Annotated in this window: 23 protein-coding genes; 12 read left to right on the forward strand and 11 right to left on the reverse strand. The window is 70.0% G+C overall.

Going from position 1 to position 20,245, the window contains the following annotated elements; translation table 11 throughout:
• Positions 1–94: 94 nt before the first annotated feature.
• Together ACZ4TO_RS29730 and ACZ4TO_RS29735 are read left to right on the forward strand one after the other, a co-directional pair.
• A complete protein-coding gene (locus tag ACZ4TO_RS29730; RefSeq protein ID WP_468025755.1) occupies positions 95–820 on the forward strand; it encodes a hypothetical protein in 726 nt (241 codons plus the stop codon).
• Positions 821–964: 144 nt separating this feature from the next.
• The gene (locus ACZ4TO_RS29735; protein WP_468025756.1) at positions 965–2,776 is read left to right on the forward strand and encodes a TIGR03767 family metallophosphoesterase; all 1,812 of its coding nucleotides are present in this window, start codon (positions 965–967) and stop codon (positions 2,774–2,776) included.
• A gap of 174 nt (positions 2,777–2,950) precedes the next feature.
• Here ACZ4TO_RS29735 and ACZ4TO_RS29740 read toward each other — a convergent pair whose 3' ends face one another.
• A complete protein-coding gene (locus ACZ4TO_RS29740; RefSeq protein WP_382785449.1) occupies positions 2,951–3,307 on the reverse strand; it encodes a hypothetical protein in 357 nt (118 codons plus the stop codon).
• Between the two features lie 215 nt (positions 3,308–3,522).
• Between ACZ4TO_RS29740 and ACZ4TO_RS29745 the strand changes: the two genes are divergently transcribed.
• Complete coding sequence (locus ACZ4TO_RS29745) at positions 3,523–3,996, forward strand: ATP-binding protein (RefSeq protein ID WP_468025757.1); 474 nt, start codon at positions 3,523–3,525, stop codon at positions 3,994–3,996.
• Positions 3,997–4,135: 139 nt separating this feature from the next.
• On the opposite strand, the gene ACZ4TO_RS29750 is transcribed toward ACZ4TO_RS29745, so the two are convergent.
• Entirely contained in the window at positions 4,136–4,651 is a 516-nt protein-coding gene (locus ACZ4TO_RS29750; protein WP_468025758.1) for a YceI family protein, read from the reverse strand.
• Positions 4,652–4,762: 111 nt separating this feature from the next.
• Here ACZ4TO_RS29750 and ACZ4TO_RS29755 point away from each other — a divergent pair, with 111 nt between their 5' ends.
• Together ACZ4TO_RS29755 and ACZ4TO_RS29760 are read left to right on the forward strand one after the other, a co-directional pair.
• Positions 4,763–5,287 (forward strand): MarR family winged helix-turn-helix transcriptional regulator, encoded by a 525-nt coding sequence (locus ACZ4TO_RS29755; protein WP_468025759.1) that lies wholly within the window; start codon positions 4,763–4,765, stop codon positions 5,285–5,287.
• Between the two features lie 99 nt (positions 5,288–5,386).
• Positions 5,387–5,797 carry a hypothetical protein gene (locus ACZ4TO_RS29760; protein ID WP_468025760.1) on the forward strand — a complete coding sequence of 137 codons (411 nt, stop codon included), beginning with the start codon at positions 5,387–5,389 and terminating at the stop codon, positions 5,795–5,797.
• Positions 5,798–5,895: 98 nt separating this feature from the next.
• Here the strand turns inward: ACZ4TO_RS29760 and ACZ4TO_RS29765 are convergent, their stop codons facing one another.
• On the reverse strand, positions 5,896–6,876 hold the full coding sequence (locus tag ACZ4TO_RS29765; protein WP_468025761.1) for a 5'-nucleotidase: 981 nt from the start codon (positions 6,874–6,876) through the stop codon (positions 5,896–5,898).
• Positions 6,877–7,114: 238 nt separating this feature from the next.
• Here ACZ4TO_RS29765 and ACZ4TO_RS29770 point away from each other — a divergent pair, with 238 nt between their 5' ends.
• Entirely contained in the window at positions 7,115–9,082 is a 1,968-nt protein-coding gene (locus ACZ4TO_RS29770) for a serine/threonine protein kinase (RefSeq protein ID WP_468025762.1), read from the forward strand.
• Positions 9,083–9,172: 90 nt separating this feature from the next.
• Here ACZ4TO_RS29770 and ACZ4TO_RS29775 read toward each other — a convergent pair whose 3' ends face one another.
• The 5 genes from ACZ4TO_RS29775 to ACZ4TO_RS29795 form a co-directional block, all read right to left on the reverse strand.
• Entirely contained in the window at positions 9,173–9,931 is a 759-nt protein-coding gene (locus ACZ4TO_RS29775; RefSeq protein WP_468025763.1) for a DUF899 family protein, read from the reverse strand.
• A gap of 250 nt (positions 9,932–10,181) precedes the next feature.
• On the reverse strand, positions 10,182–10,607 hold the full coding sequence (locus tag ACZ4TO_RS29780) for a hypothetical protein (protein ID WP_468025764.1): 426 nt from the start codon (positions 10,605–10,607) through the stop codon (positions 10,182–10,184).
• Positions 10,608–10,834: 227 nt separating this feature from the next.
• Positions 10,835–11,890, reverse strand: a complete 1,056-nt coding sequence (locus ACZ4TO_RS29785) for a CU044_5270 family protein (protein ID WP_468025765.1) — start codon at positions 11,888–11,890, stop codon at positions 10,835–10,837.
• Complete coding sequence (locus ACZ4TO_RS29790; RefSeq protein WP_451075926.1) at positions 11,887–12,504, reverse strand: RNA polymerase sigma factor; 618 nt, start codon at positions 12,502–12,504, stop codon at positions 11,887–11,889. Before ACZ4TO_RS29790 ends, ACZ4TO_RS29785 begins: the two co-directional genes overlap by 4 nt.
• A 112-nt stretch (positions 12,505–12,616) precedes the next feature.
• On the reverse strand, positions 12,617–13,135 hold the full coding sequence (locus ACZ4TO_RS29795; RefSeq protein ID WP_468025766.1) for a helix-turn-helix domain-containing protein: 519 nt from the start codon (positions 13,133–13,135) through the stop codon (positions 12,617–12,619).
• A gap of 115 nt (positions 13,136–13,250) precedes the next feature.
• On the opposite strand from ACZ4TO_RS29795, the gene ACZ4TO_RS29800 reads away from it, so the two are divergent.
• The 5 genes from ACZ4TO_RS29800 to ACZ4TO_RS29820 all read left to right on the forward strand — a co-directional run bounded on the left by ACZ4TO_RS29800 (position 13,251) and on the right by ACZ4TO_RS29820 (position 16,344).
• Entirely contained in the window at positions 13,251–13,742 is a 492-nt protein-coding gene (locus tag ACZ4TO_RS29800) for a YbaK/EbsC family protein (RefSeq protein ID WP_468025767.1), read from the forward strand.
• 159 nt (positions 13,743–13,901) lie between these two features.
• Complete coding sequence (locus tag ACZ4TO_RS29805; protein WP_468025768.1) at positions 13,902–14,948, forward strand: hypothetical protein; 1,047 nt, start codon at positions 13,902–13,904, stop codon at positions 14,946–14,948.
• A gap of 105 nt (positions 14,949–15,053) precedes the next feature.
• The gene (locus ACZ4TO_RS29810) at positions 15,054–15,518 is read left to right on the forward strand and encodes an SRPBCC domain-containing protein (protein ID WP_451075923.1); all 465 of its coding nucleotides are present in this window, start codon (positions 15,054–15,056) and stop codon (positions 15,516–15,518) included.
• Positions 15,515–15,859: an ArsR/SmtB family transcription factor gene (locus tag ACZ4TO_RS29815; protein ID WP_468025769.1), complete on the forward strand. Its 345-nt coding sequence runs from the start codon at positions 15,515–15,517 to the stop codon at positions 15,857–15,859. Before ACZ4TO_RS29810 ends, ACZ4TO_RS29815 begins: the two co-directional genes overlap by 4 nt.
• 47 nt (positions 15,860–15,906) lie before the next feature.
• A complete protein-coding gene (locus ACZ4TO_RS29820) occupies positions 15,907–16,344 on the forward strand; it encodes an SRPBCC family protein (protein ID WP_382785394.1) in 438 nt (145 codons plus the stop codon).
• Positions 16,345–16,598: 254 nt separating this feature from the next.
• Here ACZ4TO_RS29820 and ACZ4TO_RS29825 read toward each other — a convergent pair whose 3' ends face one another.
• A complete protein-coding gene (locus tag ACZ4TO_RS29825; protein WP_382785391.1) occupies positions 16,599–17,177 on the reverse strand; it encodes a TetR/AcrR family transcriptional regulator in 579 nt (192 codons plus the stop codon).
• Positions 17,178–17,271: 94 nt separating this feature from the next.
• On the opposite strand from ACZ4TO_RS29825, the gene ACZ4TO_RS29830 reads away from it, so the two are divergent.
• The gene (locus ACZ4TO_RS29830; RefSeq protein ID WP_467851987.1) at positions 17,272–17,718 is read left to right on the forward strand and encodes an anthrone oxygenase family protein; all 447 of its coding nucleotides are present in this window, start codon (positions 17,272–17,274) and stop codon (positions 17,716–17,718) included.
• Positions 17,719–17,986: 268 nt separating this feature from the next.
• On the opposite strand, the gene ACZ4TO_RS29835 is transcribed toward ACZ4TO_RS29830, so the two are convergent.
• Positions 17,987–18,796, reverse strand: a complete 810-nt coding sequence (locus ACZ4TO_RS29835; RefSeq protein ID WP_468025887.1) for a PIG-L family deacetylase — start codon at positions 18,794–18,796, stop codon at positions 17,987–17,989.
• Positions 18,797–19,267: 471 nt separating this feature from the next.
• The gene (locus ACZ4TO_RS29840) at positions 19,268–20,224 is read right to left on the reverse strand and encodes an SDR family NAD(P)-dependent oxidoreductase (protein ID WP_468025770.1); all 957 of its coding nucleotides are present in this window, start codon (positions 20,222–20,224) and stop codon (positions 19,268–19,270) included.
• Between the last annotated feature and the right edge of the window lie 21 nt (positions 20,225–20,245).

Below are 20,245 nucleotides of genomic sequence, written 5' to 3' on the forward strand. Positions count from 1 at the left end.
GATCCTGGTCCGGGGCGGAGCATGCCCGGCGGCTCCGGCTCGGCGCTTGGTAAATCGGAGGCGGCCGCTGTGTCGGGGTGCCTACTGTGGCCGCGTGCCGTTCTTCGCCTTGTACGACGCCGAGTCCTTCTACGGTGAGCCGGAGCCGGCTCCCGGGGCGCGCGTAGCTTTCGCTCCCGACAAACTGTCGGCTGCTCGTGCGCGCCGTACGGGGCGACGGGTGGACCGGCAGTCGGTCGGCGGCGACGGGCTGGTGGTGGACGAGATCGCCACTGATGTCCTGGTGTGGCCGTCCAGCCTGTGGCGCGTGGCCGATCTCGAACCGGTGCGGCCGACACCGCTCCACAGGTGGGTGCGCTGCCGGGCCTTCACGGTGGTGGAGCAGGTGCCCGCATGGCTGGTCGCCGGTCCTCACGGGGACGTCGTGGAATGGGTGATCACCCGGACGCGGGCGCTGACCGCCGCCCAGGCCGATGCCCTTGCCGCGCTGCCGGACGAAGACGAGGGGCCTCTGACACGAACGCTGTGGGCTCGCTGGTCGCGGGACAGCCGCACCGGCTCTCCGGTCGGATGTGCCCTCACGGCTCTCGACGACGCAGTCATGGAGGCCGCTCACCGGGTGGGCCCGCACTTGTTCGGCCGGGACGAGGAAGACGACGTCGAGGTGCTCAGCGACCCGGCCTGGCTGCGGGCCTTCGGCGCGGCGTACGCGGCCGCGCTGGCACTCGGAGCGCCCGAGTTCCTGACACCCCAGGAGAACGCGGTCCTCGCCCGCCGGTGGACCACTGTGTTCGGCTCGCCCGACCTGCCCGCACGATAACGAGCGCGTCACCGCCGTCATCGCCCAAGGCGTCGGCTTCGTCCAGCCATCACGTACCGTTCACGGTCGCGCCATGCGCCGGGCTCGCAGGACCTGAATGAGTGGTTCCGTTCAGTGTCACTCGGCGACTCCGGAGGGCTTCCCATGGCCGGAACCGAACCCGCGTCCACGATCGACCGCCGCCGTCTGCTTCTGGGGTCGGGCGCCGCTCTCGCGGTGGGCGCGGCCGCGGTGGCGGGTGTCGTGCTGCCCCGGCAGCGGGTCCAGCCGTCCGCTCCTCGGCCCGCCCATGCCGCCCTGCCGACGCCGGCTCCGCAGCCCGCCGCGTTCACCACGCTGGAGACGACGGCTCGCCTCGCCGGACCTGCCCGCACGGGCGGCTACCGGCGGCTGGTGTCCGGCCCCGGCTGGCCGCTCGTCGTACGCGAGGAACTGACCCCCGCCCGTCCCGGGCGGGCCGACCGGCGTACTCCGCTGGCCTGCTTCGTCCAGTTCACCGACCTGCACCTCACCGACGTGCAGAACCCGCTGCGGACCGAGTTCCTGCGGGCGAGGTCCGACAGCGCCTGGCGCGCGCAGGAGGCGCTGACGTCGGCGGGCGCGGTGGCGCTCGTACGGCAGGTGAACGCTCTGCACGCGGGCCCTCACTCCGGACTGCCGCCCGCGTTCGTGATGACGACCGGGGACAACCTCGACAACAACGCGGCGATCGAGCTGGAGTGGTTCCTCACGCTGATGAACGGCGGCCGGATCACGCCCACGACCGGTGACCCGACAGCGTACGAAGGCGTCCAGAACTCCGGCCTGCCCCTCTACTGGCACCCGGAGGACGCCTCGCTGCGTGACCTGGACAAGCGGCGCGGACTGCCGTCGATCCCCGGCTTCCTCACCGCGGCGACCCGGCCGGTGACCAGCCCCGGGCTGCGTATCCCCTGGTACTCGACGGCCGGCAATCACGACGCGCTGCCCGGCGGATGCCTCTCACCGGCACTCGGAGACATCGCGACCGGCTCCCGCAAGCTGCTCTCGGTGTCCGACACGGACGCCGCGGCCTACGCGAAGGCGCTGCGGTCGGGCGACGACCCGAAGAGCGAGGTACTCACCGCGATCCTGCGCCGGCACGCGGCGGACGCACGGCAGGTCACGCCTGACGAGCGTCGTCGGCTGTGCACACCGCGCGACTACCTGACCGCCCACCTCGACCCGTCGCACACCGGCCCGGGCCCCCTCGGCCACGGCTTCACACCGGACCATCTGGACGACGACCGCCTCTACTACACGTTCCGGATCGCCGAGAACGTCGTCGGCATCAGCATCGACACCACGTACCGAAGCGGCCATTACGAGGGATCGCTCGGCACCCGGCAACTGCGCTGGCTGGAGCGGACCCTGGCCGCACACAGTTCACGTTCCTACGACGCCGACGGTCGCCTCGTCCGCCGTCCCGGTGCCGACGACGCCCACATCCTGGTGTTCAGCCACCACCACAGTCCGAGCATGACCCGCCGCCCGGACGCCGCCCGCAGCGACGAACCCCGGCACGACGGCGCCGAGGTCATCGCCCTGCTCTCCCGCTTCCCGAACGTCCTGGCGTGGATCAACGGTCACAGCCACGTCAACCGCGTCACCCCGCACGCGCATCCCGTGCCTGCCCGTTCCTTCTGGGAGGTCAACACGGCCTCCCACGTGGACTACCCGCACCACGCACGCGTACTGGAACTCACCGACAACGGCGACGGCACAGTCTCCCTGTTCACCACGCTCATCGAGTCCGCCGCCCCGCACCGCACCTCCCCCGACTTCTCCGACCTCTCGGCGACCGGTCTGGCCTCCCTCTACCGGGAACTCGCGTACAACGCCCCCGGGCTCGCCGAAGGCATGGCGGGCGGAGTCCACGCGGGGTGGGCGGGCACACCAGGCGACCGCAACGCCGAACTGCTCCTCATCACCACGTGACACCAGGAGAGGTTCGGGCGGTGGCCGACACCGCGTCAGGAGTCGAACGTGGTGTCCAGACGGGAGAGAAGCCCCGTCCGCCCGAGGCCGGCTTGTTCGGCGGCGACGACCTCAAGCCTGTCACCCGCCGTCAGCGAAATCCGGCGGGTGACAGGGGAAGCTCAAGGACAGAGGTCAGTCCCAGTAGCCATCACTCCAGAACCAGTCCCAGTGGCCGGGAACGTAGACCCACTTGTAGCCGTGGTCCCAGTAGCTGTGGTGCCAGGTGCCGTGGTGGTCGCGGTAGCCGTTGTGCCACGACATGTGGTTGGTCCACTTCTTCTCCCAGTGGCCCTTGACCCACTTCTTCTCCCAGTGGCCCTTGTGCCACTGGTGTCCGCCATGATCACTGTGCTGTCCGGCCGTGACGGCCGGCGCGGAAACGGGTGCCGCCGACGCGGTTCCCGCCATGCCCAGTGCCGCACCGCCCGCCAGCAGACCGGTCGCCGCGGCTCCGGCCATCAGGCGCTGAACGTGAGTGAGTGCTCTCATCGAGAATCCTCCTCCGAAGGAAAGGCGATGATCCATCGCCTCGTGTGTCACAGGGCATTCGAAGCGACAGCACCGCCGGATGACTTGAGGAGGAAGAAAGATGATTTAGACAGCAATGTTTACTTTTCACACGTTTTTCTCGCCATCCAGGAGGGCCACGGCTCCGGATCACCGACAGAGCCACAACACGCCCCTCCAGAGAGGAGGCACCGGCCATGACCGTCACCACGCCGGCTCCGGCACCCCCAACCGACGTCAACCACAGCCTTGTTACGGGCCATCAGCTGACCGTCGCCCTGCCCTACGGACTGCACACCCCGCGGGTGGCGCGGCAGATCACCGCCCGATGGCTGGCCGCGCGAGGGGTTCCGGCCTCCCGCATGGGCAATGCGGTGCTCGTCGTGTCCGAACTGGTCACCAACGCCGTCCGGCACACGCACGAGCCCTGCACCCTCCAGCTCACCTGGCACGGAGGCCGTCTGGACGTCGCCGTCGCCGACCACGGCGAGATGCTTCTGGACCGATCCGGTACCCCGGGAGAGCGCGGCGGCTTCGGGCTCCTCCTCATCGAGGGCCTCGGAGGAAAAATCAAGACAGTCCCCGCGCTCGGCGGGAAGACCGTGCACGCGACCTTGCCCCTCGGCCCGGCATCCGGTTCACACCGAAGCCCGGTCCACGGCTCGGCCTGAGCGGCCCTCACCCGACGCGATCAGCGTGCGCGCGCGAGAATCAGCCCTGCCGGGCCGTCAGCCATCAGGCATCACGTCAAGCGTCACGCGTCACGCGTCACGCGTCACGCGTCACGCGTTCAGCATTAGGCGTTCAGCATCAGGCGTCGACGCGGACGAAACGCAGGCTCGCCGTGGCCGTGGCCAGGCCCCGCATCATGCCCAACTGGTTCCATCCGATGCCGAACGACTCCCGGTCCACGGTGAACTCGGTTTCCAGCGTGACCTCGCCGGCGCTCGCCCCGGCCACGCGGGCGGTGAAGGACTGCGGCCTGCTGATGCCTCGAACGGTCAACTCCCCCTCGAACCGCACCGTGTCGCCGTCGCGGGGTTCGTCGCTGCGGACCGCGATGGTGATCTCGGGGTGGTGTTCGACATCGAAGAAGTCGGCCGACCGGAGGTGTTCGTCGCGCTTGGCGCTCGCGGTGTCCAGCGACGCGGCGTCGAGGGTCAGGGTGCCGACGGCGGACCCGTCGGGCCGGACCTCGCCCTGGCCGCCGACCACGCCGAAGGTGCCCTTGACGGTGACCAGGCCCCACATCGTCTTGTGGCGTATGGCGACGGTGGAGGCGGTGGTGTCGAGCTGCCAGAGTCCGGTTTTCACGACGGCGGTCATGACTGCCCCTCTCGAATGGGTTGTCCAAATTTGTATGAGCGACGCTAGCCCATCATTCAAATTTGGACAACCTTCGTCCTTCAAAATTGGACAACAGGTACACTCGATCCCATGGCCGACCTCGACAAGGACCCTGCGGGCCCGCCCGGCTGCCCGTCCGCTCAGGGGGGCGGCCTGCTGCCCGCCGAGCTGCACGCCTGGATGCTGCTGCTGGCGGCCACGGGCGCCGTGGAGCAGCGGCTGCGTGCCGTCGTGAAGGAGAGGCTCGGCGTCTCTCACGACGAGTTCCTGATCCTGTGCCTGCTCGCCGCGCAGCCCGAGGAGGGTCTGCGCATGACCCAGGTCGCGGAGCTCCTGGGCCGGCCCAAGACCCGGCTCACGTACCAGATCGCCTGTCTCCAGCATTCCGGCCTGGTCACCCGTCAGTCGGTGTGCGGCGACAAGCGCGGGGTCCAGGTCGCGCTCACCGAGCAGGCGCGCAGCCTCCTGCAGGAAGCTTCCGGTTCGCTCGCCGAGACGGTCACCGACGCGCTCGGTCGCTTCATGGGGCCCGCCCAGCGCGAGGCGCTGCGCGGGCTGCTGCCGGATCTCGTCGAGGGGCCCGCCGCCGAGGCGCCGGGTCCGTCAGCCCTGTGACCCCGCGCTCCTCGTAAGTACCGGTCGGCGTTTCTACTCGGGTGGAGATGAGTATCCGGACCCTGATGCGTGTTCAGGTGGATCGACAAGGCTGGGGCCATGAACAGAGGAGCGCGGAATCGTATCCCCGGGACCCTGGCGGCGCTCGTGCTGGCCGGGCTGGCGACGGCGGCATGGGCCGGCTGGCTGGGCTGGGACCAGCAGCGCGACGTGCACGCCGACGGCTCGACGACCGGCCCCTACGAGGCCTGGCAGGTCATCGGGCTGGTGCTGACCCTCCTGGTGCCCGTGTACTGGGCCGCTTCCCGCGCGTACGTGTCGGCCGCGGTGGTCGGCACCACCGCCGGACTGGCCGTCGCGGCCTGGCTCGACTGGTCGGACGACAGCAGCGGGCTCTTCGCCGTCGGCGTGGGCCTGGTCGTGATAGGGAGCCTGGCCGTTACAGGCGTCCTTTCGCTCTTGATCACGTCACTGAAGCCGAACACCGGCCATGCCGGCCTGGGTGACTGAGACTCCCGTGTCGGCTTCCCTCTGTCGCCGGGGGTAGGGCACGCCTCCCGGGCCGCCGTGCCACTCCCCCGCGTCGACGTCGAGACGCCGCGCTTGCTTCATCGCCGCGCTTGGCCGCTCTCCGGGTGGTCCGGTTCGTTCAGCTTCCCGAAGGGGATGTGGACGCTGGGCGTGCTGCGGGAGGTGCCGGTCAGGTGGCCGACCTGGTCGTCGAAGAAGATGTGAGGCTTGAGGACCTCCATGATCGTGCTCTTGTCTATGCCGCCGAGGAAGAAGGCGTCGTTGACGGCCACGCCCCAGTCCTTCAGGCTGCGCACCGGGCGTTCGTGAGTTGGTGCGCTACGGGCGGTGACTAGGGAGACGTGGACGCGGATCTTGTAGTCGGCGTCCTGCGCCCGTCGTTCTTCCTCACGCCGCTGGAGCCGGTTGACGCCCGCGAGGAAGTCGCGCAGGGGACCCGGGTCGTGCGGGGTGGCGGCGTTCGCCGACTCGTGGAAGCGGAAGTCGTCGATGCCGCGGGCCTGGTAGACCTGCTCGGAGGCGTCGTCGGCGAGAACTCCGTCGAAGTCGAAGGCGATCCGCAGATCCTGGTCATCGCCCTCGTCGGCCACGGCCGGGCCGAGCACGCGGCCGGCGGGCAGCCCGAGCGCGACGGCCTCGCGGACGTCGTCCTCGTTCGCTGACAGGAACAGGGACATGTTCAGGGCGGGCATGAAGTGGTAGGGCGACCGGCCCTGCATGAAGATGGCCCGGCTGATGGACAGTTCGTGGGACTGGATGGACCGCATGACCCGCAATCCGGTGTCGGGATCGTTGCGGGACAGGATGATGACCTCGACCAGAGGGTCATCGGGCGAGAGGTCGTTCAGGGACAGCAGCCTGCGGATGAAGGGGAAGGCCACCCCTTTGTCCAGCGTCTCGTCCAGGTGCTCCTCCTGGTAGGCGCGGAAGGCCTCCTCTCCCTGTTCACGGAAGACGGCGTCCGACTCCGCCAGGTCGAACAGGGCGCTGGAGGCGATACCGACGACCAGGCGGTTCTCGAGTTCGTAGACGGCCACGCCGTACCCCCCGGCACTCATACGCACATACCTCCCGATCATGTTAAATCACCACCACGCTCGCGAGACCGCCGTCGCCCGGCGACGATTAGGGCGTGGTGATCGACCCTGCCGGGTGAAGGCAGGGTTTGCGCGGGCCCGGGCAGTCGGCGCGCCGGTTTTTCCTGACACGAGACAGGGCTGTCGCCCGGAATCGCGGCATGGGAAGGTTACGGACCTGCCAGCACGGTCTGTTCCAACTTGTTTCCGGGAGTCCTCGTTGCCCACGCGTGTCCACCCCGCACGGCCAGGTGACCCGGCCCGTATCGGCCCTTACCGGATCATCGGGCGACTCGGCTCGGGGGGCATGGGCACGGTCCACGCGGCCCTGGATCCCCAAGGACTCCGGGTGGCTGTCAAGCTCATCCATCCCGCACAGGCCGACGACGACGAGTTCCGCGCCCGGTTCCGGCGGGAGGTCGAGGTGACCCGGCGGGTCGCCGGTCCCTGTCTGGTGCCGCTGCTCGCGGCGGACACCGATGCCGCCGCCCCGTGGCTTGCCACCGAGTACATCCCGGGCCCCACCCTCGGCCAGTACATCACCGTCAACGGCCCGCTCGGCGGAGCCGAACTGTACGCCCTCGCGGCCGGAACCGCGGCCGCGCTGGCAGCCGTTCACGCGGCCGGGGTGGCCCACCGCGACGTCAAGCCGGCCAATGTCATCCTCGCCCCCTCCGGACCCCGCGTGCTGGACTTCGGCATCGCCCATGCCCTGGACGGCACCTCGGTGACCCACACCGGCGTCATGACCGGCACCACCGGCTGGATCAGCCCCGAGGCCTACCGCACCGGGATCACGGGCCCCGCCGGCGACATCTTCGCCTGGGGAGCCCTGATCGCCTACGCGGCCACCGGACGTCTGCCCTTCGGCACCGGAGCTCCCGACGCGGTCGCCTACCGCGTGATATCCGGCGAGCCCGACACCGCCGGCATGCCCGACGACCTCTTGGCGCTCGTGACGTCGGCACTGGCCAAAGCACCCGACGACCGTCCCTCCGCCGCGGCACTCGCCGAGGAGTGCACAGCGCTGCTCGCCACCCAGACGACCCGGGCCCTGCACCCGGCCACGAACGTCCCGACCGCCGTGAACGACCTGGTGACAGCCCAGTGGGACATGCCCGCCCTGGACGACCCGGCCTGGCGGGCTCCCGCCGGACGGCGCAGGGTCCGTACGATCGCCGTTGTCGTCGGAGCCGCCGCCCTGAGCGGGGCACTTGCGGGCACTCTCCTCTTCCAGACGTTCCAGGCAAGCGGCACCCCCGGGACGCAGGGTTCCGCAGGCGGCCCCTCATCGCTGCCCAGCCCGACCGCGGACGCGACGAACGGCGTACAGAGCGCGGCCCGAAGCCACAGCCCCGCCGCTACGGCAACAGGCGATCCGGGCGAGGCCTCCCTCACGGCGTGGAGGGAATCGCGGCAGGCCAGGACTCCTGCCGAGAACGACGCCTTCGGGGCGATGGGGACGGGGGCCTGGCTGGATCCCGTCGCCTATCCCCACTTCGACCGTGCCATCACCTTCCACCGACGAAGGGGGGAGGTGTACGTCGCGACGAGCGGCCAGGAGTTGACCCCGGTGACGGTGCAGGAAGTCGCCTCGACCGTGTGCCTGGGCCTGCGGGACCTCGTCAAGTCCTACCCCGACTTCCCCTACGACGACTACATCGTCGTGGACACCGCCCGTACGGAAGGTCCGGGCATCGTGTGGGAGGACGACTTCCGCACCAACACCTCGTGCGACACATCGGTCCAGAACCGGAGCGCTCCCTCCGCCGCGGGCCAGGACGCGGATTGGCAGCCCACCGAGGCCGGACTGGAGCAGGCGCGGATCCCCAGCACGGACAAGGAGGAGATCCGCGTGGCCGGGCAGACGGTCGACAGCATCATCTCCGAGTGGCAGGGCAACTCCCGCATCATCAGCGATCCCAACTGGCTCGACGACGACAACATGTCCATCGGCTTCGCCCGCGACGAGGCCGTGATGTACATATGGGCCGACAAGCCCGCCTGGGACGAGGCGACCCGAGACCGGTGGGCCGCGCTCGCAGCCGACACGGCCTGCCAGACGGTCCTCGCGGAATCCCGGGCCCGCAAGGAATGGCGGTACGCGCAGTACGCGGTCACGGTCGTCGACGATGCGGGATCCAGCACGTTCCTGCGCTGGGGCTCTGCCGGTAGCTGCGCGACGTAGCCCGCCCGGCTCCGCGCTACACGCGAGGGCGGTAGCGGGAGTCCTCCCAGGGCATGTGACCACGCCGCCGCGATGGCCGTCGGCACCGGTTCACGGGCAACAGCCTGAGGCGCCTGTGTCGGGCTGTTCGCCGTCGAGGCCGTCGTCGTAGCCGGCGGCAATCCGTGCCCACTGCGCGGTCGGCCGTCCGTCCTTGCGGAACTGCTGACCGAGGGTCGCGTACGGCTGCGGCCAGCCCGACGGGGAGTCCTCCCAGTTCTCCTGCCGTCCGTAGACGGTCATGTCGAGGATGCCGTAGGACGGGGCCATGGGTTCGACGCCGCGGCCGGTGGTCCAGTACGTCTCGTAGACGCGGTCCCCGTCGCGGAGGTAACTCGCCTTCATCCCGAAGTGGCGGCCGGCGAGGAGCCGTTCGTGTGACTCGGCGGGGACGGAGTACCAGGGCATGCTCCAGCCCATGAAGCGGCGGTAGCGGTCGGATTCCTCGTAGGGGCCTTGACAGAAGACGGCGAAGGTGACGTCACGCTGATGCAGATAGGCCAGTTCGCGGACCTGGCCGGTGAAGAAGGTACAACCCTCGCACTGGTTTGCGGCGGTGTGGCCGTCGTGCCACATGTGATACGACACGAACAGCTGGGCGCGGCCCTCGAAGACGTCGATCAGGGGGACGGTTCCGTTGCTTCCTGCGAGCGGAGTCGAGGGGTCCACCTCGGTCATGGGCAGCCGCCGCCGTGTGGCAGCGATCGCGTCGCCCTCCCGGGTGTGCGCCTTCTCCCGGACACGCAGGGTGTCGACGGCGGCCAGCCACTCCCGGCGGGAGACGACCGGCGGCATGTTCTCAGCAGTCATGTCCGTACAGACCCGGCAGCCCGCAAGAACTCATCGGTGGAGCCGGATCAAGGACTCGACCAGGTTGGACATTCCACAGTCGACGAGATCCTCGGCCCATCACGTGTCGGCCCAACTGCAGTCACGCCTTGCCATCTGCGAGACCAGCGGCAGACAGCGGAAGTACGCGGGCGGCGCGCCGGACTTAATGAGTCGGCGCGTCCCGCCCGGCTGACAGGACGGCACCTGGGAAGCGGGCGCCTCCGGCCGGTCAGGCCGAGGTGAAAAACTCCTCGGGGGCGTCGTCGAGGACGAATCCGTTGTCGAGGCGGACGCGGACCGTGACGCGGAGCTTCTGCCGTTGGTAGGCGGCCCACTGCTCTTCCAAGGCCCCCACCTGCTCCTCCAGTTGCGTTCTGCTCGCCGGCGGCATCTGGTGGCCGAAGTCGTCGAGGAGCGACTTGAGGCGCTGGTACTCGCGGACCTCGTGGCTCTCCTGGCGATGGTGCTCGTCCACACGCTCGACGGTTCCCGCGATGCCCGCGGCCAGGGCCAGGGAGGCGGCGAAGGCGCCCGTCTCCTCCGGGGGCTCCTCCCCGGCCGGGGTCACGGACCCGGCCAGCCGGAGATCCGTCGCCAGCCGCACCCGTCGGCCCACGTTCAGCGTCATCGATCCTTCGTCTTCCTCGTCGGTCATCCGGCGATCCGGTACACGGGGCATCGCCCCGCGTACCGGACTGGACAGGACACGATCATCCCACCGTTCCCGAAGTCCACCGCTGACGTCGGCGCAGGCCATGGAGGGGATTCGCCCCGGCCCGAAGACCGGGCGCCTCGCGCGATGTCGGAGGCAGGGGGCGGACCCGGATGGATCGGGGTGGACCGGCTGGGCCGGCCCAGCCCCCGCGGGTCACCCCCTGCGGCTCAGCTCTCGGCTCCCGAAGCGGCCGTCTCGCCGGGCCGGTCGACCACGGCGCGCTGCAGTACGGCCGTGCTGCCCATCAGGGTGTCGGACGTGATGCCCTTCTGCCGGTCATGGGTGATGAAGCCGCGCGCGCCGAGGAATGCCAGGCTGTGCTTGTCGAAGATCCATTCGTCGCGTGTGGCGGAGGAGGGGTCCTCGCGTGTGATGGCGATCCCGTGCCGGCCGGCCACGTCGACGGCGTCCGGGATCTCCTTGACGCCCGGTATCTTCGCGGCCGCCTTGTACAGGGCGGCCGTGTTCCGCGGTGGCATGAGCGTCTCGCTCAGCAGGTCGCCGATCAGGGAGAAGACGGCCTGTTCCCTGGACTCCCCGTCGAACACGCGGACGTCATGGCGCAGCCGGGTGAGCAGGGCGTCGGGATCGGTCGGCAGTGAGGCCAGCCAGGTGTACGTGGGGTGGTCGATGCCTGCCGGGACCGCGTCGGTGGACTCGATGGGGATCGTCTCGTCGGGCATCACGGCGTCCTTGCCGGACTCGCGCATCCAGCCGAGGGTCTTGAGGGGCCTCGGGTCCTGCGAGGTCCACGTCTCCACCGTGTGCGGGGCGCCGAGTTCCACCGGCCCTTCGAACGTCCCCTTGTTCGACACCGTCAGGCTCCTGACGTACACGAACTGGTCGTCCCTGACCGGCGTGACGTCACTGGCCATGGCGGCGACGGCGATCCGGTTCAGGGTGACGGAGGCGCTCTGGGCGCGGGTGCCGCCGGCGGCCGCCCGGTCCGTCGGCGCGGGGTCGTGGCCGGTGACGGTGAGGGTGACGGCCAGTGCTGCGGCCAGCGCCATGGAGGCGAGGGGCACCAGGATGGCCGGACGCCGCGTCAGCCTGTGGCGCGGTCCCTGGACTCGGACTGGGGCGGGAGCATGGCCGAGGTCGTGGTCGATCTGCTGCATCAGGACGTCCTTGTGGTGGAGGTGTCGCTCCGGCGGGAGGTCCCATTCGGCCGGAGCGGACAGCAACTCCAGCGCGTCCTCGGTCGATCGGCGGTCGGCGTTCATCGGGTCTCCTCCTTCAGGAACAGGGCCGCGAACGCGGCCTCACTCTCCACCTCTCCTCGGGGGCCGGGAGGTTCCGTCCTCGCGCCGGCCTGTTCGGAGCTGAGCCGGGCGAGCCGGGCCCGGGCACGCGAGAGCCGCGACCGTACGGTGCCGACGGGGACCCCGAGCGTCTCCGCGGCCTGCCGGTAGTCGAGTCCGGCCGACACGCACAGCGCGAACACCTCACGCTCCTGGCGGCGCAGCCGGCCCAGCGCCTGATGCACCAGCGCGAGGCGGCGGGCGTCGTCGATCCGCCCCGCGGTCTCCTCCGCGAAGTCCTCGACAGGACGCGGTTGCGGGCTGCGCGCGAGGAAGGCGAGCCGCCGGCGCAGGCTCCGGTTGGCGTTGCGCGCCTTGTGCGTGGCGATGCCGAGCAGCCAGGGCCCCAGCACTCCGCCCTCCGGCTCGACCCGCTCCCGGCCGCGCCAGGCGGCGAGGAACGTCTCGGACATGACCTCCTCGGCCTGTGACCAGTTGCCGGTCAGCCGCAGGGCATGGTTGTAGACCGCCCGCGCGTACTGGTCGTAGAGCTCGGCGAATGCCGCCCGGTCCCCCGCCCGTATGCGCGCACGCATGGATTCCGCTGGTTCGTTTTGACTCACACTCGGTACTCTCCGTGCCCCGCCCTAAGTTCCTGTGGCGCGCGTCACGTCATGTCTGCCCGACGATGGCACCGATGGCGGGTGGTCATCGCGGGTGGCGTACGAGCAGCACGGCCTCCACGTCACCGGTGGGCGCCCGGTAGAGGTGCGGGACGTCGGCGGCCCAAGTCCCGTGCATCCCGGGGCCGACCAGGAGGGGATCCGCGGCGTCACCGACGAGGGCGGTGCCGGTGAGAACGATGATGTGCTCCGTGGCGCCCGGGGCGTGGGCCGCGGAATCCTGCGTCGCTTCGGAGCGGATGCGGATCCGGTAGGTCTCCGTGACGGCGGCGTCGGTCTCGTACCTCTCGAGCAGTACGGCATCGACGGCGTCCCCGGAGATCGTGGCGGGAGACTCGAGATCGTGCAGAACGCTGCTCAGCGGCACCTTGAGTGCGGTGGTGAGGGCGTAGAGCGTTTCCAGGGTGGGATTGCGGCGTCCGCTCTCCAGTTCGGAAAGCGTCGCTTTGCCGATCCTGGACCTGCGCGCCAGCTCGGACAGCGACACCCGCTGCTCCTCACGCAGCCTCTTCAGGCGCAGACCGACGTCGGCTGCCAGATCCATGGTGTCCCTGTCCGTTGCGCGAGAGCCGGTTGATTCCGATGGCTTGCGAGATCTATCGTTCCACATACAGAACGTTCCGTATACGGAACGCCCCTTTGATGTGAGGAAGAATCGCATGGAGTCCCGGGAAGACACGTCCCTGCCCGCCCGCAGCAGGGAGGTGGCACGCATCCTCACCGCGGCCGGCGTGACAGGCCAGGTGCGCGAACTGACGGATTCGACGCGCACGGCCGCCGAAGCCGCTGCCGCACTGAACTGCGACGTGGGCGCGATCGCCAACAGCCTCGTCTTCATCTCCGACGACGAACCGGTCCTGGTTCTGACCAGCGGCCGCCACAAGGTGGACACCGCGGCACTGGCCACCCGCTGGAACCGCGGTCCGCTCCGACGCGCCACCCCGGACCAGGTACGACAGGCCACCGGACAGGCCATCGGCGGAGTGGCTCCGGTCGGCCACCCCGGGGTGCTCCCTACCGTTGTCGATGCGGCCCTGACCGACTACCCGCAACTCTGGGCCGCGGCCGGAACTCCTCGCACCGTGTTCCCCACGACCGTCGATGAACTGCTCCGGCTCACCGGCGGGCTCCTGCTCCCGGTCGGCCCGTGACCGGTACTCCCCTCCGTCGAGCACGACGACTCGCCCAGGAGCCAGACAACAGGCTTTCAGGACAACGGAGTTGGCAGGAGGCGGAAACCGCGTGGCACCGCGTGAGCGGCCTCCGCCATGATGTGCGGCGATGTTGTCCATACGAAGGCGGTTGCCACGTTGACGCTGTCCCCGGCCACGCAGGCCATACTCGACCGATGCGCCGACGGTGACGCCCCGGAGGCGGCGCGGCAGTGGGAGTCCCTGGCCGCCGAGGCCGTGCTCCGGCACGGGGGGCCGACCGATGCGGAGGCGCTGCTGCCGCTGTTCCTCTCGGCGCCCGCCGCGCACGAGGCGCTGATACCGGTTCTCGCCCGTCACGGCGACCGGCCGCTGGCCGCGCGTCTGCTGGAGGCGACGGTCGAGGGGGGCCGACTGCGCGAGGACGTACCGTCCGGCGTACTCCACGCCGTGGGGCGCCTGGGGTACACCCCGGCCACACCCCTGCTCTGGGAGCACGTCGACAGCTCGTACGACGTCTCGAAGGACGCGTGCCTCGGCCTGCTGCACCTGCCGTGCGAGGAACTGCGGGGCCCGATCGCCGAAGCGCTGGAGAAGCACGAGGGATCCGCGCTGTTCCCGGAGTTCCTGCCCGTCCTCGCCCCGAAGACCGAGGACCCGGCCTGGCTGGAGCGGCTCGTCGCGTGGGGTGAGGACGCCGCCTCGGTCGACTGCAACGGCGGTCTGATCCTGGGGGTCTCGTTGTACGGCGACCCTGCGCGCGCCGCTTTCACCCGCCTGTTGTGGGACACCCGCTGGGAGGCCTGCGGAACCGGCACCGGATCGGCGCTGTGGACGTACGCGGGTACGCGCGTGCTCGGCCTGGGCCTGCCGGAGTTGTATGCCGACCTGCGGGCACGGTCGCAAGCCTCCGCGGACCCGGACGGCCAGTGGGACGCTCTGCGGTCGCTGATCACGCTGGTGCGGCTTCGGTGCGCGGATGTCTGGACCGGAGTGAGGGTCGCCGAGGTCCAACCCGAGAGCTGCGACGCCCTGTACAGCGCGCTGTTCACCTCTGCGGTCGACGACGGTGACACGCTCACCGAGGTCGCCGACCAGGTCTTCGGCGGTGACGATCACCTGTCGGACGAGGTCTTCCATCTGGAGGCCGCCCTGCGCACCGCGGCGGCACACGAGTGGGCGTTGCGCGCGGCCGCTTCACGCTGACCGGAAGGCCCAGGCCCGGAACCAATGAGCAACCTTCGGTTGCGATAGGCGCCGGAGTCGCCTATCGTGATGTGCAACCTAAGGTTGCGAAAGGTGGCTGCGGTCATGGAGTACGGAAGCATCGAGCGCGAGTTGTACGTCGACGCCCCGCCCCAGGTGGTGTTCGACGTACTCACCGACCCCGAGCACATCCGGGACTGGTGGAGCGCGGAGAACGACTTCCAGGCGACCCCCGGCAGGCAGGGCAGTCTCACTTGGACGGATGAGGGCAGCGGGACCCGCACGTCCGCCCCCTTCACGGTCGTCAAGTCCGATCCGCCGCACACCCTGTCGTTCCGGTGGACCTACGACGAGGGGGATACCGCGGCCCCGGACAACTCGCTGCTGGTGACCTTCGAACTCGCCCCGGCGGGCGAGGGGACCACGCTCCGCTTCCGCGAGAGCGGGTACCGCGAACGCGGTTGGGAGGCCGCCGTGCTCGAGGCGCACTACAACGACCACCGGCAGGGCTGGGACTTCTACCTGCCCCGCCTGGCGGCGACCGCCAAGCAGGTGGCGGGCACGCCATGAACACCGGTGTCGACGACGGTCTGTGGTCGGCGATCGGCGACCCGACCCGCCGCCGCATGATCGACCTGCTGCTGGCCGAAGGCCAGGGCACCGCGACGACCCTCAGCGCCCGTCTGCCCGTCACCCGGCAGGCCGTGACGAAGCACCTGACGGTGCTCGACCGGGCGGGACTCGTCCGTTCCACGCCAGCCGGCCGGGAGCGGCGCTACTACGTCGACGAGGCCCAACTGGCCCGCGCCGTGGCCCAGTTGCAGTCGGTGGGGGCGCTGTGGGACGCCCGACTGAACCGCATCAAGAACATCGCCGAGGCGATCCAGCGAGCCAAGAACGAGAAGACGTAACGAGAAGAAGCAACGAGCCGAGAACGCGAAGAAGCGAGGAGATCGAGATGGCTGACATCCTGCACCGGGTCGGTACCACGGCGGCCCGAGACACGGTCTATCAGGCACTCACCACGGTCGACGGTCTGGCCGCGTGGTGGACGACCGACACCAAGGGCAGCGGCGACGACGTACTGCAGTTCCGCTTCGGCGACGTCGGCGGCTTCGACATGAAGGTCCTCGAACTGCAGCCGGGCACCCTGGTGCGGTGGGAGGTCGTCGACGGTCCCGAGGAATGGATCGGCACCACGGTGACCTTCGACCTCAAGCAGGAAGGCGAGTGGACGATCATCCTGTTCGCGCACGAAGGCTGGCGCGAGCAGGTGGAGTTCATGAACCACTGCACCACCAAGTGGGCACTGTTCCTGATGAGCCTGAAATCCTTCGCGGAGACGGGCGCCGGCGCACCGCACCCGCACGATGTGCGGATCAGCAACTGGCACTGACCCGGTCCGCGGGCGACTGCCACCCCACTCCCCCGGCACGCTCGCGACTCCCCCTGGCACACTCGCACCATCGTCGCGGCCAGGGGCGTGCCCCAGAGAGGGCCTCTCGAAGGCGGTAAGAAGGGCCCGAGAAAGGACCCGACAGCGAGGCCCGAGAGCCAGGCTCGGGAGAGAAGCCCGAGAAAGGGCTTTGGAAGCCCCTGCCCGACGGGCGGGGGCTTCTCCGTTCCGGTCCGGCCGCGCACCGACGGACCTCAGACCTTGGCGAGCCGGTCCACCAGCAGCGCCACCCTCCGTTCGGCGTCGCCCGGCGGCAGCCGCCCCGCGCGGGTCAAGGTCGCCAGCCCGTGCAGGGCCGCCCAGAACACCTCGGTGAACAGCGCCGGATGGACGCCGTCCCCGGCGACCTCACCAAGGCTCTCCAACAGGGCGGCGAAGGCGTCCTTCAGCGGTTCCGGGGTGTCCTCGTGCGCGAACGCCAGGCCGCCGTCGAGCTGGAAGATGGCGTCGTAGACCGCCGGGTTGTGTTCGGCGAAGTCGAGATAGGCGAGGGCCAGGGCGGTGACGCGAGCGCGCGGGCCGTCCGCGGCACGGGCCGCGGCCCGCAGCGCCGCGGCCATCTCCGCCGCGCCCTCCAGGGCGACGGCGCCGATGATCTCGCGCTTGCCGCGGAAATGACTGTAGAGAACGGGCTGGCTGTACTCGATGCGCTCGGCGAGCCGACGCGTGGTGACCGCGTCCCAGCCCTGCTGCTCCGCGAGTTCGCGGGCCGTCGCCACGATGAGGCGCTCGCGGCCCGCCCGCTCACGCTCCTTGCGTTCCTGTACCGACATGATTCGATCCTAGCACTGCTAGACAATCGAGCGGCAGTAGGACTAGCGTTGCCTCATCAGCTAGCAACGCTAGATTCCAGGAAGGGCCGTCATCATGCTCAACGCACTCGAGGTCTTCACCACCGTGGTCGTCGGCGTGATGGTGGGGGTGGAGTTCTCCGTCGCCTTCTTCGTCAACCCGATCCTCAACGGCCTTCCGGGCGACAACGGCCTGCGCGGCCGCACCCACGGAGCACGGCTGCTCGGCGCCGTGATGCCGTTCTGGTACATCGGCTCGCTCGTCCTCAGCGTGATCTGGGCCGTCGCCGCACGGCACCACCACGGCTCCGGCCTGGTCGTCACCGCCGCCGCACTGCTGGTCCTCAGCGTGGTCATGTCGATCCTGCTGCTCGTCCCGATCAACAACCGGGTCAAGGCATGGACCGCCGACGGCCTGCCCGAGGACTGGAAGCAGCAGATGAACCGCTGGGACCGCTTCCACTACGTCCGCGTCGCCGTCATCATCGCCGCCTTCACCCTGCTGGCCGCCGCCCTCGCGTGAGCCCGCGGGCCACGGGCCGCGGCCGCACAGGTGCCGCCCGGCCGCCCCGAAGACCACCCGGCCGCCCCGAAGACCAGGAAAGTCTGGGAGTCGGGGCGGTCGGGCTGCGGCGCGGCGGACGGGCGGGCGGGGGGCGAGCAGATTGGACGGTCGGGTGGCGGGCGAGGGCATCGGGCAGCCGGTCGCCCAACCCTTCCGCTTCCACCTCCGCTCCCGCCTCCGCTTCCGGCTCAAGCCGTGCGGTCGATGCGCTCGCCGCCCGGGCGGATCAACGCAGTCCGGCGAAGAGATCGTTCTCGGGCACGGCCGCGCCGGTGGCGTCCTGGACTCGTACGAAGGTCTCCATGCCCATCAGCTCGCCGAACCGCTCCTTGCCCATCTTGAGGAAGAAGATGTTCTCGCCCTGACTGGCGTGTGCGGCCAGCGAGTCGAACTTCTGCCCGCTGAACGCGGTGGCGTCCACCCACGTGGTGATCTCGTCGTCGGGCAGGCCGATCTTGGCCATCTCGGCGGCCTCGGCGGGATCCGGCTCCGGCATGTCCTCGTGGAACTCGCGCATGATCTCGCCGAACCGCTGCATCATCGAGCGGGGCATCGTGGTCCAGTACACCTTCGGCGTCAGCTCGGTCATCTCCAGCGCCGCCATGGTGATGCGGTGGGCCTGGATGTGGTCGGGATGCCCGTAGAAACCGTTCTCGTCATAGGTGACGACCACATCTGGCCGGTAGTGCCGCATGAGCTCCGCGAGCCGGGCCGCGCCTTCCTGGACAGGGGTCTGCCAGAAGGAACCGGGGGCGTCGTTGCTCGCCCAGCCCATCATCCCGGAGTCGGCGTAGTCCAGCGTCTCCAGATCGCTGATCTTCAGAACGTCGCAGCTCGCTTCAAGTTCCTTCCGGCGCATCGTGGCGACCGCCGCCGGATCGTGTCCGGGTTCCCCCGGCTTCACACCCCCCGGACCGTCACCGCAACGGCCGTCGGTACACGTCACGAGAACCGTGCGGATGCCTTCCGCCGCATACTGCGCGAGGACCCCTCCGGTTCCGGTGGCCTCGTCGTCGGGGTGGGCGTGCACTGCCATGAGCGTCAAGGGCCGGTCGGTGGTCATAAAACGGTTCCTCCTGCGGAAAAACGTCTGAGTCCGGGTGCGCGGCAGGCGTACCGCGATCCTGGGGCCGGATCCTGGCGGGTCCGACGACCTCGCGGTCTCCGTCACTCCGCCCATGCGGCGCCGGCCCCTCCGTCGGTGCAACCGCGCCAAGCGGGTCGGCTGTTCCCGGCACGTCCGTAATCGCTGAACCGCAGCACGATCGGCGATCGGGCGCAGCCCGGGAGGACGAGGATTTCGTCGTACGCCGGACGCCCACGCGGAGCGAGTACCCGCCGGCAGCACACGCAGGCGCACACAGCGCCGTCCGACAGCGAGGCAGTACGGCTCACCCTCGGGACCAGCCGAACCGCCGACCCTGGGCATACGGACGGGGCCTCCGCAGGCGACCCGCACGCTGTGCCACCTCGCCGGCGTCACGCCGTCGTACACGCGGCGCAGGGGCTATCCCACGAGTTCCTCGGACAGGGCCCACAGCCGTGCCGCGTTGTCCGCGTTCAGGGCGTACGGGGCCACGCCGGCGACCGCGGTGCCCCGCTCGGCGACCGGCTGGGCCTCGGCGCAGTCCTCGAAGTAGCGGCCCGTGACGCCCTGGACCGTCGGCGAGGCGGCCAGCAGTACCGAGGTCGCGGCGCCCTGCGCGACCGTCTTCCCGGGCGGCAGGGCGAACGCCCCCGCGGCGAGCATGGCGCCCACCTGCTCCATGTCCGTGGTCCGGGACAGGTTCGTCTCGCCGACGTTGCCCGGCATCACGGCGTTCGCGGTGATGCCGTCGTCGGCCCAGCGCTCGGCGGCACCGACGGCGAACAGGGCGTTGGCGGTCTTTGACTGGCCGTACGAGGTCCACGGGTCGTAGGGCCGGAAGCGGTAGTCGATGTCGTCGAAGACGACCGGGGAGAAGAGGTGCCCGATGGAGCTCACCGAGACGACCCTCGCCCCGTCAGCCGACGCGAGTGCCCGGCGCAGGCCGGTGGCGAGGGCGAAGTGGCCCAGGTGGTTGACGGCGAACTGCAGCTCGTGACCGTCGGGCGTGCGGGTGAGCTCGGGCGGAGCCATCAGCCCGGCGTTGTTGACCAGGATGTGCAGCGGGCCCTGCCAGCCGGCCACGAACTGGCCGACGGTCGATCGGTCGGCCAGATCGAGCCGTCCGACGGTCAGCTTCCCGGCCGAGGGTGACAGTTCGGCCTCCAGCTTCGCCACGACACGGGCGCCCGTTTCGGTGTTGCGCACGGCCAGCGTCACGTCGGCGCCCGCGGCGGCGAGGGCCCGGGCCGTCTCGACGCCGATGCCGGAACTGGCTCCGGTCACCACGGCCCGGCGGCCGTGCAGGTCGACGCCGTCGATGACCTCGGCTGCCGTGGTGCTCGCTCCGAAGGTGCGGGAGGTCTGGGATGCAGGCATGAGGGATCTCCTGACGAAGAA

Source organism: Streptomyces sp. NPDC028298 (assembly GCF_055565895.1).

Bases quoted from the DNA above. Each gene is read 5' to 3' on its own strand.
- ACZ4TO_RS29780 (WP_468025764.1), bottom strand. From the start codon at position 10,607: ATGACCGACGAGGAAGACGAAGGATCGATGACGCTGAACGTGGGCCGA.
- ACZ4TO_RS29765 (WP_468025761.1), bottom strand. From the start codon at position 6,876: ATGAGTGCCGGGGGGTACGGCGTGGCCGTCTACGAACTCGAGAACCGC.
- ACZ4TO_RS29745 (WP_468025757.1), top strand. From the start codon at position 3,523: ATGACCGTCACCACGCCGGCTCCGGCACCCCCAACCGACGTCAACCAC.
- ACZ4TO_RS29835 (WP_468025887.1), bottom strand. From the start codon at position 18,796: ATGGCAGTGCACGCCCACCCCGACGACGAGGCCACCGGAACCGGAGGG.
- ACZ4TO_RS29785 (WP_468025765.1), bottom strand. From the start codon at position 11,890: ATGAACGCCGACCGCCGATCGACCGAGGACGCGCTGGAGTTGCTGTCC.
- ACZ4TO_RS29760 (WP_468025760.1), top strand. From the start codon at position 5,387: ATGAACAGAGGAGCGCGGAATCGTATCCCCGGGACCCTGGCGGCGCTC.
- ACZ4TO_RS29825 (WP_382785391.1), bottom strand. From the start codon at position 17,177: ATGTCGGTACAGGAACGCAAGGAGCGTGAGCGGGCGGGCCGCGAGCGC.
- ACZ4TO_RS29775 (WP_468025763.1), bottom strand. From the start codon at position 9,931: ATGACTGCTGAGAACATGCCGCCGGTCGTCTCCCGCCGGGAGTGGCTG.
- ACZ4TO_RS29750 (WP_468025758.1), bottom strand. From the start codon at position 4,651: ATGACCGCCGTCGTGAAAACCGGACTCTGGCAGCTCGACACCACCGCC.
- ACZ4TO_RS29840 (WP_468025770.1), bottom strand. From the start codon at position 20,224: ATGCCTGCATCCCAGACCTCCCGCACCTTCGGAGCGAGCACCACGGCA.
- ACZ4TO_RS29795 (WP_468025766.1), bottom strand. From the start codon at position 13,135: ATGGATCTGGCAGCCGACGTCGGTCTGCGCCTGAAGAGGCTGCGTGAG.
- ACZ4TO_RS29830 (WP_467851987.1), top strand. From the start codon at position 17,272: ATGCTCAACGCACTCGAGGTCTTCACCACCGTGGTCGTCGGCGTGATG.
- ACZ4TO_RS29810 (WP_451075923.1), top strand. From the start codon at position 15,054: ATGGAGTACGGAAGCATCGAGCGCGAGTTGTACGTCGACGCCCCGCCC.
- ACZ4TO_RS29735 (WP_468025756.1), top strand. From the start codon at position 965: ATGGCCGGAACCGAACCCGCGTCCACGATCGACCGCCGCCGTCTGCTT.
- ACZ4TO_RS29755 (WP_468025759.1), top strand. From the start codon at position 4,763: ATGGCCGACCTCGACAAGGACCCTGCGGGCCCGCCCGGCTGCCCGTCC.
- ACZ4TO_RS29815 (WP_468025769.1), top strand. From the start codon at position 15,515: ATGAACACCGGTGTCGACGACGGTCTGTGGTCGGCGATCGGCGACCCG.
- ACZ4TO_RS29740 (WP_382785449.1), bottom strand. From the start codon at position 3,307: ATGAGAGCACTCACTCACGTTCAGCGCCTGATGGCCGGAGCCGCGGCG.
- ACZ4TO_RS29820 (WP_382785394.1), top strand. From the start codon at position 15,907: ATGGCTGACATCCTGCACCGGGTCGGTACCACGGCGGCCCGAGACACG.
- ACZ4TO_RS29790 (WP_451075926.1), bottom strand. From the start codon at position 12,504: ATGCGTGCGCGCATACGGGCGGGGGACCGGGCGGCATTCGCCGAGCTC.
- ACZ4TO_RS29800 (WP_468025767.1), top strand. From the start codon at position 13,251: ATGGAGTCCCGGGAAGACACGTCCCTGCCCGCCCGCAGCAGGGAGGTG.